Below are 13,866 nucleotides of genomic sequence, written 5' to 3'. Positions count from 1 at the left end.
GCGCTGCGCTCCATCCGGCTGCAGGGCTTTCCTACCCCAACAACACCGCATCCGCCGCCGCGACCGATTCCGCGCTCTCCGTCACCGTGCGCTCGAGCGCGCCCGCCTGCACACCGATATTCTCGGCGAAGAACCGCGCGAGCGAGACGTAGCGCGCGGCGTCCGTGTTGCCGTCGGCCTTGGCGGCGAGCGCCTCGGAGGCGAGCAGGCAGCCGCCGAGCGTTGAGCCGAACTGCTGCAAATAGGGCGTCGCACCGGCGAGTGCCTCGTTCGGTGCGGAGGTCACGCGCTCCAGCAGCCATTTGCTGCTGCGCGTCAGCGCCTCGATCGCCTCGCGCAACTTCGCACCCGTGGTGCCGAAGGCGGGGTCGTTGGAGGTCTCGACCTGCTTGACGGTGGCCGCGAGCTCGTCGAGCAGGGCCCACACCGAGGCGCCGCCATTGGCCGCGAGCTTGCGCGTGACGAGGTCGATGGCCTGGATGCCGTTGGTGCCTTCGTAGATCGCGGTGATGCGGGCGTCGCGATAGTGCTGCGCCGCGCCGGTCTCCTCGATGAAGCCCATGCCGCCATGGATCTGCACGCCGAGATAGGCGACCTCGTTGCCGATATCGGTGGAATAGCCCTTGGCCATCGGCGTCAGCAGCGCCGCGCGCGCGGCGGCATCGGCCCGCACCTTGGGATCCTTGGCGCGCGTCGAGACGTCGATCGCGACCGCGGTCGCATAGCAGATGGTGCGCGCAGCCGCGGTTTGCGCCCGCATCCGCATCAGCATGCGCTTGACATCAGGATGGACGAAGATCGCGTCCGAGCCGTCGCCCTTCTTGCCGACGGCGCGGCCCTGCTTGCGCTCCTGCGCGTACGCCAGCGCCTGCTGATAGGCGCGATCGGCGACGCCGACGCCCTCGAGGCCGACGCCGAGACGGGCCTGGTTCATCATCGTGAACATGCAGCGCATGCCCTGGTTTTCTTCGCCGATCAAAAAGCCGATCGCGCCGCCATGATCGCCCATGGTCATTGTGCAGGTCGGGGAGGCATGCATGCCGAGCTTGTGCTCGACGCCGCTCGCGAAGATGTCGTTGCGCGCGCCGAGCGAGCCGTCGGCATTCACCATGAACTTCGGCACCAGGAACAGCGAGATCCCCTTGGTGCCGGCGGGCGCGTCCGGCAGGCGCGCCAGCACGAAATGCACGATGTTGTCGGTCATGTCGTGCTCGCCATAGGTGATGAAGATCTTCGTCCCCTTGATGCGATAGGTGCCGTCGGCCTGTTTCTCGGCGCGGGTGCGCAGCGCGCCGACGTCGGAGCCGGCCTGCGGCTCGGTGAGCTGCATCGTGCCGGTCCATTCGCCGGAGACGAGCTTTTCGAGATAGATCTTCTTGAGCTCGTCACTGCCATGGGCGTCCAGCGCCTCGATCGCCGAGGCCGTCAGCAGCGGGCAGAGGCCGAAGGCGACGTTGGCCGCGCTCCAGATCTCGGTGCAGGCGGCGTTGATCGCGATCGGCAGGCCCTGGCCGCCGAAATCTTCGGGACCGGCCACCGCGTTCCAGCCGCCTTCGGTCCAGCGCTTGTAGGCGTCCGGCCAGCCCGGCGCGGTCGTGACCTTGCCGTCGTCGAGCTTGATGCCGTGCTCGTCGCCGACCTTGTTGAGCGGGGCCAGCACGTCGGACGCGAACTTGCCGGCTTCCTCCAGCACGGCGGCGGCGATATCCATGTCGAAATCGCCGTAATGACCGGCCTCCACAGCGGCCTTCAGGCCCGCGCCGTGGTTGAGCGACAGCAGCATGTCATTGATCGGCGCGCGGTAGGTCATGGCTCACTCCCGTGGACATCATTGGCGCCGTATTCTCATGAAACGGGGGAGGTCTCAATGGGCGCGATACGGGACCGCATCGGGCGCGTGCCGGCCTTATAGTTAGAGTGTGGTACGGCCCGGCCCGGCGATCCCAGGTATTTTGCCCCTCCAGATGGTTGAAATGGCGCTGCTCTCCCTATAGACCGGCTGCGACCAGCGGGAATCTGCGGTAGCCAGTTCTTCCGCCCCGTTCCCTGGTCCCTGATGGGGCGTAGCCAAGCGGTAAGGCAGCGGATTTTGATTCCGCCATTCGGAGGTTCGATCCCTCCCGCCCCAGCCAGATTTCCGCACAGCCAGATTTCCTCACAGCTAGGGATCACTCACAAACAGGCCGACCGGCAGGTCGCTGCTGAGCTCAGCGACAGGCTGCCAGTGGTTTGGCCCGGCGCTCTCGCGTCTCAGACCCAGCCGCCGTCGACGATGTAGTGTTGAGCGGTGCAGGCCGAGGCCTCGTCGGACGCGAGGAAGACGGTGAACTTCGCGACTTCGTCCGGCATGAGCCTGCGCTTGAGGCACTGGCGCTGTTGCAACTCGATCTCGCCCGCCGGCGTCATCCATTTCTCGAGCTGCCGCTCGGTCATGATCCAGCCCGGCGCGATCGCGTTGACGCGGATGTTGTAGGGGCCGTAGTCGCGCGCCAGCGAGCGCGTCAGTCCGATCACGCCTGACTTGCTGGCGGTGTAGGCGGCCATGCCGCCTTGTCCGGCGATCCACGACACCGAACCGAAATTGACGATGGCGCCGGCATTGGCCGCCGTCATGTCCGGCAGCACGGCCTGCGACGCAAAGAACTGGTGCTTCAGATTCACCGCGATGCGGTCGTCCCAATATTCCGGCGTCATCTCCTCGGTGTTGTGCCGCTCGTCATGCGCGGCATTGTTGATCAGGATGTTGATCGGGCCATGCGCCTTGCGGGCCTCGAGGACGCCGGCGCGGAGTGCGGGAATGTCGGTGAGGTCGACGTGCTGGAAATGCGCGGCCAAGCCCTGCTCGGACAGCTCACGCGCCAGGCGCTGTCCCTCGTCGAGCTTGATGTCGAAGAACACCACTTTGGATTTCTGCTCGGCGAAACGCCGCACGATCGCAGCGCCAATTCCCGCCGCACCGCCTGTGACGAGCACGACCTTGCCGGTGAGGTCGGAATAGATGGCAGCCATGGGCACCTCAGTTTGTTGTGGCCGGCGCAGCGCCCGGCTCGATTCTTTCGCGAACCTTAGCCATTCCGCCCCTGAGGTACATAGGTCAGAATTTGTGTTGCGCACCTCAAAAATTGAGGGCAGGATTGCTGCAAAGAATAAAAGCCGGTTGGGAGGACGTGATGAGACTGCTCGGGAAGCTGGGACTCGCCGCTGTCGCATGCCTGCTTTGGGCCGATTCCGCGTCAGCCGACACCACTGTGAAATGGCTGCATATCGAGGCCAACCCGGCCCAGGTGAAGATCTGGGACGAGGTCGCGCGGGCCTATGAGGCATCGCATCCGGGCGTCAAAATCGAAATGCAGTTCCTCGAGAACGAGGCCTACAAGGCCAAGCTGCCCACGATCCTGCAATCCAAGGATCGTCCGAACATCATCTACAGCTGGGCCGGCGGTGTCCTGAAGGCCCAGATCGAGGCGGGCGTGCTCGACGACATCACCGATTCCGTGAAGGGTTACAGCGACAGCCTCACGCCCGCCGCCCTCGCGGCTTTCACCAGCAATGGCCGTGTCTACGGTCTGCCGACCGCGCTCTCGCAGGTCGGCTTCCTCTGCAACAAGGAGCTGATGGCCAAGGCGAAGGTCGATCCCGCCGCCATCAAGACGTGGGACGATCTGCTCGCGGCGGTGAAGACGCTGAAGGCGGCTGGCGTAACGCCGATCGTGGTCGGAGGCGCCGACAAATGGCCGCTGCATTTCTACTGGACGCATCTTGCGGTGCGCATCGGCGGCAAGGCCGCGTTCGATGCGGCGTTGCGCGGCGAGAACGGCGGCTTCGCCGGCGAGACCTTCCAGAAGTCCGGCGAGCTGTTCAAGCAGCTCGTCGATCTCCAGCCCTTCCAGAATGGCTTCCTCGGCTTCAAGAACCCGCAGGCCGTCGGCTATTTCGGCGACGGAAAGGCCGCGATGACGCTCGCGATCTCGACCGTCTACCATCTGCAGCGCGCGCTCGCGGCGGACAAGACCGGTCTTGGCGAAGACAAGATCTGCTGGTTCGATTTTCCCGTCGTCGCCGGCGGCAAGGGCGCGCCGACCGACACTCTTGGCGGGATCACGGGCTGGCTGGTCACCAAGGGATCGCCGAAGGAGGCTGTCGATTTCCTGAAATACTTCATCTCCAAGGATGTGCAGACGCGTCTTGCGGCGGGCAATTTCATCATCCCGGTGGTGCAGGGCGCCGATGCCGGCCTCAACAACGCCTTCATGAAGTTGATCGCGGCCAATCTGGCGAAGTCGAACTATCACCAGAATTTCTACGACCAGAGCCTCGGCCCCTCGGTCGGCCGCGTCGTCAACGATGTCACGGCGGAGATCGCAGGCGGCAGCATGGCTCCGCAGGACGCGGCGAAGGCGATCGAGGCGGCCTGGAAGCAGGGTAACTGATGGTGGAACGGCGCATCGCGAGCGTGTCGGCGATGGACGTTGCGAAGCCGTCGTTCGCGCCGCTTGCGGTTCGCGGGCCGAGCTGGGACGGCCGCTTCACGGTCCTGATCCTGTTCCTGCCGCCCGCGCTGCTGCTGTTCACGCTGTTCGTGATGCTGCCGATCGGCGAGGCCGCCTGGTACTCGGCTTTCAACTGGAACGGATTCGGCAGGCCGACGAACTGGATTGGCTTCGACAATTACCGCTTCGTGCTGGAGACGCGGGCCTTCTGGCTCGCACTGCGCAACAACGCCCTGATCATCGCCGTTTCGCTCGCCGTCCAGCTGCCGCTCGCGCTGACGCTGGCGCTCATGCTCGCCGAGCGCTTCCGCGGAGCCGTGGCGCTGCGCATGCTGTTCTTCATGCCGTATATTCTGGCCGAGATCGCGACCGGGCTGATCTTCAGCTTCGTCTATGACGGCGATTACGGCCTCGTCGCCTCGATCTGGCGCACCTTCGGCGCCGAGCCGCCGCATCTTTTGGCCTCCACGGACACGGCGATGCTGGCGGTGCTGATCGTCGTGGTCTGGAAATATTTCGGCTTTCACATGATGCTGTTCATCGCGGCGCTCCAGGGCCTCGACAAGAACCTGGTCGAGGCCGCCCGGATCGACGGCGCGACGCGGACGCAGACACTGCGCCACGTCGTCATCCCCTTGCTCTATCCGACCATCCGCCTGTCTGTGTTCTTCGCCATCATCGGCTCGCTTCAGCTGTTCGATCTCGTCATGCCGCTGACGCGCGGGGGACCTGCGGATTCCTCAAACACGATGGTGAGCTTCCTCTACAACAACGGCATCTCGCGCATGCGGGTCGGCTATGGCAGTGCCATCGGCGTCATCCTGTTCGCGATCTGCGTGACCTTTGCCTTCACCTACAAGCGATGGTTCATGCGCGATGAGTAATGTCGAGACGAGAAGCGCATTCGATCCCGCCGCGCTGTTCAAGGTGCTGTTCCTCGGCTTGGTCGCGGTCTTCGTCCTTGTGCCGCTGCTCGCGACCCTGCTCGGCGGCTTCAAGTCGCTCGGCGAGCTGCGCGTCAATCCGTTCGGCCTGCCCAGGCATTGGGAGTGGCAGAACTACGCCGACATCCTGTTCTCGGCGCGCTATTGGCAGCTCTTGCGCAATTCGCTTGTCATCTCGACGCTGGCGGTGACGCTGACCCTGATCACGGCTTCGATGGCCGCGTTCACCTTCGCCCATGTCAGGTTCTACGGCAGCTCGATGCTGCTCAGCTATTTGACGCTGGGCCTGTTGTTTCCCGCCGCGACCGCCGTGCTACCCCTGTTCATCAAGGTGCGGGATCTCGGCCTGCTCGATACCTATTTCGGCGTGGCGCTGCCGCAGGTGGCGTTCAGCCTCGCCATGAGCGTGCTGCTGCTCCGCCGCTTCTTCAGGGATATTCCCTATGAGTTGCTCGAGGCCGCGCTGGTCGACGGCTGCAGCTACGTCAAGTTCTTCCGCTATGTGACGTTGCCGTTGTCGCGCCCGATCCTGGCGACCGTCGGCACCATCACCTTCGTCAACAGCTGGAACGCCTATCTGCTGCCGCTGGTGATGCTGAACACCGACGCGCTGTATCCCTGGCCGCTCGGCATCATGGTCTACCAGGGCGAATACTCGTCCGAATGGCACCTGATCCTGGCCTTCATCACACTCACCATCCTGCCCACGATCATTCTGTTCCTGCTGGCGCAGAAGCACATCGTCGCCGGCCTCACGGCGGGCGCGGTCAAGGGATGAGCCATAGTCTCGGGAGAACACAATGAGAAAAGTCGGCGTCGGAGTCATCGGCTGCGGTGTGATCAGCACCGCCTATCTCAAGGCGGCCCAGCGTTTTGATGTCATGGAGGTCAGGGCGCTCGCGGACATGCGCAGCGACGTCGCGGAGCGCCAGGGGGCGGCGTTTGGTCTGCCGGCGATGCGGGTCGACCAGTTGCTGAAGCGCGAAGACATCGAGATCGTCGTCAATCTCACGGTGCCGCTCGCCCACACCGATGTCAGCCTGGCGGTGCTGAACGCCGGCAAGCATGTTCATTCCGAGAAACCGCTCGGCATCGATGTCGGCGAAGCGCGCAAGGTGATGGAGCTCGCCACACAGAAGAACCTGCGCGTCGGCTGCGCGCCCGACACGTTCCTCGGCGGCGGGCATCAGACCGCGCGCAAGCTGATCGACGACGGTGCGATCGGCACGCCTGTCGCGGGCAGCGCGTTCTTCGGCTGTCCGGGTCACGAGCGCTGGCATCCGGCGCCGGGCTTCTATTATTTGCGCGGCGGCGGGCCGATGCTGGACATGGGGCCGTATTACATCACCGATCTCGTGCAATTGCTGGGTCCCGTCGCCAGCGTAATGGGTTCGACCGCGCGGCCGAAGACTGAACGCATCGTCACCAGCCAGCCGATGAACGGCGCGCTGATCCCGGTCGAGGTCGCAACCCACGTCGCGGGGACGCTGGAGTTCGAAAGCGGCGCGGTCGTCTCGATCACGATGAGCTTCGACGTGCCGAAACATCGGCATGCGCCGATCGAGATCTACGGCGACAAGGGCAGCATGCTGGTGCCGGATCCGAACCGCTTCGGCGGTGAGGTGCAGGTGGCGCGAACCGGCGGCGAATGGGAAGCGGTGCCGCTGACCCACGGCTATGTCGAGGGCGAGTTCCGCTCGATCGGCGTCGCCGACATGGCGTCCGCGATCCTGAACAACCGGCCGCATCGCGCCAGCGGCGCGCTGGCCTTCCACGTGCTGGAGGTGATGGAGGCGTTCCAGACCTCCGCTGGCGAAGGCCGTCGCGTCAAGATCGAGAGCCGCGTCGAGCGGCCGGCTTTGCTGCCCACGGGACGCGAAACCGGACAGATCGATTGAGGGAATGACCATGCGCAAGGCAATGATTGTATGGGGCGGCTGGCCGGGACATGATCCCGATCTCTGCGCTTCGATGATCCGGGGCTGGCTGAAGGCGGAGGGCTTCGAGGTGCGGATCGAAACTTCGACGGCAGCCTTCGCCGATCCCGCGATTCACGATCTGTCGCTGATTATCCCGATCTACACGATGTCGAAGATCGAGAAGGCGGAGGCGCTCAATCTCTGCGCGGCGGTGCGCGATGGCGTCGGGCTTGCCGGCCATCACGGCGGCATGTGCGATGCGTTCCGCGAATCGGTGGATTACCAGTTCCTGTGCGGCGGGCAGTGGGTCGCCCATCCCGGCAACATCATCGACTACAAGGTCGACTTGACGAAGCCCGACGACCCCATCATGAAGGGCCTGAAGAGTTTCGAACATCGGTCCGAGCAGTACTACATGCATGTCGACCCCGCCAACGAGGTGTTGGCGACGACCACTTTCACCGGCGAGCACGCGCCCTGGATCGAGGGCGTGGTGATGCCCGTGGTGTGGAAGAAGCGCTACGGCGCGGGGAGGGTGTTCTATTCCTCGCTCGGCCACCGCGCCTACGAGCTCGACGTGCCCGAGATCCGGACGTTGATGACCCGCGGCATGCTGTGGGCCGCGCGCGAATGACGGCTGGTGCGATCCAGCCGGTGATGCGAGCTACGCTCGAGGACGTCGCGCGCGCGGCAGGCGTTTCGCTCGCCACCGTCGATCGCGTCGTCAACCGCCGCGAGGGCGTTCGCGCCAAGACCGTCGCGCGAGTCGAGGCAGCTGTCGCCAAGCTCGGCTATCGCGCCGATATTGCCGCCGCGCGCCTGGCCCGCGGGCAGACGTTCCGCCTCGCCTTCGTCTTGCCGACGGGCAGCAACAGCTTCATGACCAGCCTGACTGAGCAGGTGGCTCGCACCGCGGACTGGCTCGCCAGCCAGCGCGGCTTCATCGATGTCCACCATGTCGACGTGTTCGACCCCGATGTGCTCGCCGGTGCGCTGGAGAATCTCTCGCCCGCCTATCAGGGCGTCGCTGTCGTCGCGCTCGATCATCCCAGGGTTCGCGCCGCGATCGACGACCTCGTCGCGCGCGGGATTGCCGTGGTGACCCTCGTGTCGGACGCGCCGAGCTCGTCCCGCGTGCACTATGTCGGGATCGACAATCCGGCCGCTGGCCGCACCGCCGCGACGCTGATGGGACGCTTCCTCGCCGGGCGCGAGGGGACCGTTGCCGTGATTGCGGGATCGTTGTCGTTGCGCGATCACACCGAACGGCAGTTCGGCTTCCACCAGATCCTGTCGAGCGAGTATTCGAACCTGTCGGCACTCCCCGTCATCGAGGGCCGCGACGACAGCGACCGCACGCGAAAGCTCACCGCCGAGTTGCTCGCGCGCCATGCCGATCTCCGCGGCATATATTGCTGCGGCGCCGGAAACCGCGGCATCGCCGACGCGCTCGAAGCCGCGGGCCGCGCGCGCGAAGTGGTCTGGATCACCCATGAGCTGACCGAGTACACGAGGCGATTCCTGGTCCGCGGTACGCTCGATGCCGTCATCAACCAGGATGCCGGCCACGAGGCGCGGTCCGCGGCGCGCATCCTGCTCGCGCATTGTTCGGGCGAGCCGATCAGCCCCGACCAGGAGCGCATCCGCATCGATATTTTTCTGCGGGATAACCTGCCGTAGTCTCGAGCCTTGTCGCCGGTGCGCTAGGGATCAAGCGTGGCGGCGGCCCATGGCCGCCGCAGCCGCATCGGTACGCCGCCACGAGGCGGCGGGTCGTCGTCGTCGTCGAGCTCGCGCAGCGCGGCGAGGATGTCCGCGAGCCGGACCGGGTGATCCATGCCCGGAATCTCGCGCAGCGCCGGATGGGATTCGACTGCGTACATGTCCGAGGCCCACGACGACAATATGATCCGCTTCTCCGCTGTCGAGAGCTTGCCGTCGTCGAGGACGGCGTTCGGCGATGCATAATGCGCGGCCGGATGAAACAGCGGGCCGAGACCGCCGGTGGTCGCATTGGCGTTGGTCATCTCTGGTCTCCCTCTACACTCCTTTCGAAGGGATGGTCTGATCGGCGGACGGCGAGGGGCCGCCGTCCGCCATGATGCTCGCAGGTAGGTCGAACGCGTCGGCGCGATCAGGCGGCCTTCTTCTGCTCGATCTGCGGAGACGCAGCACCCGCGATCTGGATCCGGCGCGGCTTCATGGCTTCCGGAATCTCGCGCAGGAGTTCGATGACCAGGAGACCGTCCTGGAAAGCTGCCTGCTTCACTTGGACGTAATCCGCGAGATTGAACACGCGGCGGAACGGGCGCGCCGCGATTCCCTGATAGAGATATTCACGGGTGGCGCTGTCAGGCTTCCGGCCCTCGATGGTGAGCGCATTCTGTTCGGCCGTCACGGTGATGTCGTTGACGCCGAAGCCCGCCACGGCCAGCGTGATCCGGTACTGGTCTTCGCCGGAGCGCTCAATGTTGTAGGGCGGATAATTGTCCTCGCCCGCCTGCCGCAGCGTGCTGTCGACGAGGTCGGCCAGATGATCGAAGCCGATGGTGGAGCGCCACAGCGGCGCGAAGTCAAAGGTGGTCCTCATACCAAGTCCTCCAAAGAGCAAGATGGATACGAAGGAGCGCAAGGGGGGAATCGGAAGCGGATCCGAAGACCCCCGCCCGGCGCCCGCGCCGGACCCGATCGGGCATCCGGCGCACCGCTCTCGCGGCGAAAAACGAATTAGAGCGGTACAAGGACCTTGCAAGAGGGGGACTGAAAATTTTTTCGGGGTGCCGCCGGCGGCGTCGCGGGAGCGGCGAAGCGGCGTCTTGACAGGGCGACGAGCCTGAATATTTTTTGCGCCGGAAGATGCTTCTTCCTGCACCGCAAAATCGAAAAGGACCCGTGAAAGACCGTCAGGAGTGACGACGATGCTCGATCAGGATTTCGCCCGCATCCGCGCGCACCGCAACAATCTCTCTCGTTATCGACGCTTGCTGAAGACCCACCTGTCGGACGTTGAGCGCCAGTTCATCGAGCGACGCCTCGCCGAGGAACAGACCGCGCTCGAAGCCCTGACCGGCGATGCTATCCCGGCCGCATTCAGCCTTCCGAACATGCCATCGATGTCCATTGCTGCGGGAGCGGAACGATGACCGACGTCCGCAATCTCCTCATCAGCGGCAGCGAGAAGGTGATCGGGCATTATCGCGTGTTGCTCGCCGGCGCCAGAAGCGAGAGCGAACGCGAGCTCTATCGGGCCCGGATCGCGCGCGAGCAACGCCTGCTCGAGGCTCTGCAGGGCGGCCTGCCGGAGCGCGCGGCGGCGTAGACGGGCGGCCGGAATCGGGCGGCGGGATAGACGGCATGGATGCCGCCGGCCGGCAAGCTCCAGGACGGCCGAGGGGATCAATTCGACCCTGCAGGCCGGATAGCTCTTTGCGAGCTTAGCCGCGAGCGGCGCGATGGGCTGAGCGGCAGACGCTAGGCCAGCGCCGCCGCCAATTTGCGCATCGCCCGGTCGAGGACCGCCACCTCCTCGGGGGTCAGCGCCTCGAGCAACTTTGTCTCACGCTGCAGCGCGTAGGGCACGATCTTGCGGTAGAGCGCGCGACCGGCCGCGGTCAGTGAGACGATCAGCTCGCGCCGGTCGTCGGGATGGTGCTTGCGGCTGGCGATGCCGCGGGATTCCAGGCCCTGCACGGCGCGGCTGACCTGCATCTTGTCGAGCGTCGTCAGCGGGCCGATCTGCTTGGTTGCGATCTCCGGGCGCGTGCCGAGAATTGCGAGCACGCGCCATTCCTGCCGCGTCAAGGCAAAACGCTCGGAATAAACCTCGGCCACCGCCAGCGACACCTGCTCGGCAAGGCGCGCCAGCCGGTAGGGAAAATATCGCTGCAGGTCCAGCTCGACGTCGTCCTGCGCTGTTGCGCCTCTCGCCACTTCCCCGCGCGCCACGCCCGAACGTCCCATCCCGCGATTCCCGTCCGCCAAGCCATCCGGAAAATTCTTCCGGGCCGGTTGATCCGGATCAAATCCAGGAGATAGTAACATCTGATACCAATTTCGCAACCGCAAATCCAGGGAGCGAAACGCCATGAAAATCGAGAAGATCCATCACGTCGCCTATCGCTGCGTCGACGCCAAGGCCACGGTCGAATTCTACAAGACCGTCATGAACATGGATCTTCTCGGCGCCATCGCCGAGGATCGGGTGCCTTCGACCAAGGCACCCGATCCCTACATGCACATCTTCCTCGATGCCGGGAACGGCAACATCCTCGCCTTCTTCGAGCTGCCGAATTCGCCGCCGATGGGCCGCGATCCCAACACGCCGGAATGGACCCAGCACATCGCCTTCCAGGTCAAGGACCTCGCCGAGCTCGAGGAGGCCAAGGCGCGCGCGGAGGCCGCCGGTCTCGACGTCGTCGGCGTCACCGACCACACCATCTTCAAGTCGATCTATTTCCGCGACCCCAGCGGCCATCGTCTGGAGATCGCGGCCTGGACCGCCACGCCCGAGCAGATCGACCGCATGAAATCCGTCGCGCACGAGATGGTCGAGGAATGGTCGCGCACCAAGCGTCCGCCGCGCCACACCGCCTGGATGCACGAGAAGGAATTCGCGGACGCGCATTGATCCGACCCCGGGCACCAGGAAGCCAACATGACGAGCTACATCTATCCGAAGTTCGGCTATCGGCGCTCCCAGGAGCAGGCCGATCATGTCGTGAAGCGGCACCCGATCGTGGTGGTCGGCGCAGGTCCGGTCGGCCTCACCGCGGCGCTCGATTGCGCGGCACGCGGCCAGCCGGTCGTCGTGCTCGACGACAACGACACCGTCTCGATCGGCTCGCGCGCGGTCTGCTACGCCAAGCGTCCGCTCGAGATCTGGAACCGGCTCGGCTGCGCAGTCCCCATGGTCGAGCGCGGCGTCAGCTGGAACGTCGGCAGGGTCTTCTTCCGGGACCAGCTGTCTTACCAGTTCGATCTGTTGCCCGAGGCCGAGCACCAATGGCCGGCCATGATCAACCTGCAGCAATATCATCTGGAGGAGATACTGGTCGCCCAATGCAGGGCCAATCCCCTGATCGAGCTGCGCTGGAAGCACCGTCTGATCAGCCTGAAGCAGGCCGCCGACCACGCGACCCTGGTGGTGGAGACGCCTGACGGCATCTTCACAATGGAGGCGCAATGGGTGATCGCCTGTGACGGTGCCAATTCCGACGTGCGCAAGATGGTCGGCGCCGAGTTCACGGGACAGTTCTTCCAGGATCGCTTCCTGATCGCCGACGTCGCCATGAAGGCGGATTTCCCGACCGAGCGCTGGTTCTGGTTCGATCCGCCGTTCCACCGCGGCCAGTCCGTGCTGCTGCACCGCCAGGCGGACAAGATCTGGCGCATCGACTTCCAGCTCGGCTGGGACGCCGATCCCGACGAGGAAAAGAAGCCTGAGCGGGTGATCCCGCGCATTCGCGCCATGCTCGGCGAGGACACCGAATTCGCGCTCGAATGGGTCTCGATCTATCAGTTCGCCTGCCGGCGCATCGACAATTTCCGGCAGGGCCGGGTGCTGTTCGCGGGCGATGCCGCGCATCAGGTCTCGCCGTTCGGCGCGCGCGGTGCCAACACCGGCGTCCAGGACATCGACAATCTCGCCTGGAAGCTCGCGATGGTTCTGCGCGGCGAAGCCTCGGAAGCGCTGCTCGACACCTATCACGAGGAGCGCGCCTATGCCGCGGACGACAACATCCTGAACTCGACGCGCGCCACCGACTTCATCACGCCAAAAACCAAACCGAGCCGTTATTTCCGCGACGCGGTGCTGGAGCTCGCCCGGCATCACGGCTTTGCGAGACCGCTGGTCAACAGCGGACGTCTCTCGACGCCGACGCCTTACGTGACATCGGCGCTCAATACTCCCGACGACAACGCGATCGCGGGCGGCGTGCCGCCCGGCACCAACGCGGTTGACGCGTCGATCACGGTGAATGGCAGGCCCGGCTGGTTCCTGCATTGTCTCGGCGATGGCTTCACGGTCGTGGCCTTCGGCGGAGAGACCGACAGGACCGAGATCGCGGCGGGGCCGCTCGCGGCGAAGCTCATTGTCGTCGGCCGCGACATCGAGGATCCCACAGGTCTCCTTGCCGAGCGTTATGGCGCTTCGCCCGGGACCACCTACCTGTTCCGCCCCGACCAATATGTCGCCGCCCGCTGGGCCGGATTCGACGAGGCAGAGATCACCGATGCGATGTTGCGGGCCTCTGGGCACGACACCGCCGGACGGACGGAGCTAGCAGCATGACGCTCAATTTGTCACCGAACATCGCCGATCCCGACGACTTCTATGCCGAGTTGATCGACAGCCAGCGCGACCTCGACGAGGAGCAGGCGCTGCGGATGAACGCGCGTCTGATCCTGCTGCTCGCCAATCACATCGGCGACCGCAAGGTGCTGACGGAAGCGATCGGTTGCGCTCGCGCCAGCGGCGGCTAGGGCGGAAAAGTTCCCGCGCCACGATAGAGG

At 65.0% G+C, this 13,866-nt stretch carries 16 protein-coding genes and 1 tRNA gene; 12 read left to right on the top strand and 5 right to left on the bottom strand.

From position 1 onward, the window contains the following. Positions 1–31: 31 nt before the first annotated feature. Positions 32–1,810, bottom strand: coding sequence for an acyl-CoA dehydrogenase family protein (locus SE92_RS14715; RefSeq protein ID WP_063196420.1), 1,779 nt, complete (start codon positions 1,808–1,810; stop codon positions 32–34). A 247-nt stretch (positions 1,811–2,057) separates the two neighbouring features. On the opposite strand from SE92_RS14715, the gene SE92_RS14710 reads away from it, so the two are divergent. Further along, a tRNA-Gln gene (locus SE92_RS14710) sits at positions 2,058–2,132 on the top strand. A 118-nt stretch (positions 2,133–2,250) separates the two neighbouring features. Here SE92_RS14710 and SE92_RS14705 read toward each other — a convergent pair. Next, the gene (locus tag SE92_RS14705; protein WP_063196419.1) at positions 2,251–3,009 is read right to left on the bottom strand and encodes an SDR family NAD(P)-dependent oxidoreductase; all 759 of its coding nucleotides are present in this window, start codon (positions 3,007–3,009) and stop codon (positions 2,251–2,253) included. A 161-nt stretch (positions 3,010–3,170) separates the two neighbouring features. On the opposite strand from SE92_RS14705, the gene SE92_RS14700 reads away from it, so the two are divergent. From SE92_RS14700 to SE92_RS14675, 6 genes are read left to right on the top strand one after another with little or no spacing between them, the layout of a single operon-like run. Further along, on the top strand, positions 3,171–4,430 hold the full coding sequence (locus tag SE92_RS14700) for an extracellular solute-binding protein (protein ID WP_063196418.1): 1,260 nt from the start codon (positions 3,171–3,173) through the stop codon (positions 4,428–4,430). Positions 4,431–4,432: 2 nt separating this feature from the next. After that, a complete protein-coding gene (locus tag SE92_RS14695; protein WP_063203538.1) occupies positions 4,433–5,374 on the top strand; it encodes a carbohydrate ABC transporter permease in 942 nt (313 codons plus the stop codon). Then, positions 5,367–6,212, top strand: a complete 846-nt coding sequence (locus tag SE92_RS14690) for a carbohydrate ABC transporter permease (protein ID WP_063196417.1) — start codon at positions 5,367–5,369, stop codon at positions 6,210–6,212. Before SE92_RS14695 ends, SE92_RS14690 begins: the two co-directional genes overlap by 8 nt. Before the next feature lie 22 nt (positions 6,213–6,234). Continuing rightward, positions 6,235–7,332 carry a Gfo/Idh/MocA family protein gene (locus SE92_RS14685; protein ID WP_063196416.1) on the top strand — a complete coding sequence of 366 codons (1,098 nt, stop codon included), beginning with the start codon at positions 6,235–6,237 and terminating at the stop codon, positions 7,330–7,332. A gap of 10 nt (positions 7,333–7,342) precedes the next feature. Then, positions 7,343–7,987 (top strand): ThuA domain-containing protein, encoded by a 645-nt coding sequence (locus SE92_RS14680; protein WP_063203536.1) that lies wholly within the window; start codon positions 7,343–7,345, stop codon positions 7,985–7,987. Continuing rightward, positions 7,984–9,033, top strand: a complete 1,050-nt coding sequence (locus SE92_RS14675; RefSeq protein ID WP_063203537.1) for a LacI family DNA-binding transcriptional regulator — start codon at positions 7,984–7,986, stop codon at positions 9,031–9,033. Before SE92_RS14680 ends, SE92_RS14675 begins: the two co-directional genes overlap by 4 nt. Before the next feature lie 23 nt (positions 9,034–9,056). Here the strand turns inward: SE92_RS14675 and SE92_RS14670 are convergent, their stop codons facing one another. Beyond that, complete coding sequence (locus SE92_RS14670; protein ID WP_063196415.1) at positions 9,057–9,380, bottom strand: hypothetical protein; 324 nt, start codon at positions 9,378–9,380, stop codon at positions 9,057–9,059. A gap of 107 nt (positions 9,381–9,487) precedes the next feature. Beyond that, entirely contained in the window at positions 9,488–9,943 is a 456-nt protein-coding gene (locus SE92_RS14665; protein ID WP_063196414.1) for an Hsp20 family protein, read from the bottom strand. Between the two features lie 328 nt (positions 9,944–10,271). Between SE92_RS14665 and SE92_RS14660 the strand changes: the two genes are divergently transcribed. Beyond that, positions 10,272–10,496: a hypothetical protein gene (locus SE92_RS14660; RefSeq protein ID WP_063203535.1), complete on the top strand. Its 225-nt coding sequence runs from the start codon at positions 10,272–10,274 to the stop codon at positions 10,494–10,496. Then, complete coding sequence (locus SE92_RS14655) at positions 10,493–10,672, top strand: hypothetical protein (protein WP_063196413.1); 180 nt, start codon at positions 10,493–10,495, stop codon at positions 10,670–10,672. Before SE92_RS14660 ends, SE92_RS14655 begins: the two co-directional genes overlap by 4 nt. A 152-nt stretch (positions 10,673–10,824) precedes the next feature. Here the strand turns inward: SE92_RS14655 and SE92_RS14650 are convergent, their stop codons facing one another. Next, positions 10,825–11,313: a MarR family winged helix-turn-helix transcriptional regulator gene (locus SE92_RS14650; RefSeq protein WP_084251814.1), complete on the bottom strand. Its 489-nt coding sequence runs from the start codon at positions 11,311–11,313 to the stop codon at positions 10,825–10,827. A gap of 124 nt (positions 11,314–11,437) precedes the next feature. On the opposite strand from SE92_RS14650, the gene SE92_RS14645 reads away from it, so the two are divergent. From SE92_RS14645 to SE92_RS14635, 3 genes are read left to right on the top strand one after another with little or no spacing between them, the layout of a single operon-like run. Then, positions 11,438–11,980 carry a VOC family protein gene (locus tag SE92_RS14645; protein ID WP_028143158.1) on the top strand — a complete coding sequence of 181 codons (543 nt, stop codon included), beginning with the start codon at positions 11,438–11,440 and terminating at the stop codon, positions 11,978–11,980. 27 nt (positions 11,981–12,007) lie between these two features. Further along, entirely contained in the window at positions 12,008–13,645 is a 1,638-nt protein-coding gene (locus SE92_RS14640; RefSeq protein ID WP_063196412.1) for an FAD-dependent oxidoreductase, read from the top strand. Then, the gene (locus tag SE92_RS14635) at positions 13,642–13,836 is read left to right on the top strand and encodes a DUF2783 domain-containing protein (RefSeq protein ID WP_063196411.1); all 195 of its coding nucleotides are present in this window, start codon (positions 13,642–13,644) and stop codon (positions 13,834–13,836) included. Before SE92_RS14640 ends, SE92_RS14635 begins: the two co-directional genes overlap by 4 nt. Positions 13,837–13,866 lie beyond the last annotated feature (30 nt).

Source organism: Bradyrhizobium sp. AT1, from assembly GCF_001590795.1.
Classification (GTDB): Bacteria; Pseudomonadota; Alphaproteobacteria; order Rhizobiales; family Xanthobacteraceae; genus Bradyrhizobium.
The sequence above is the reverse complement of the archived record's forward strand: the minus strand, read 5'-3'. Positions and strand labels throughout refer to the sequence as shown.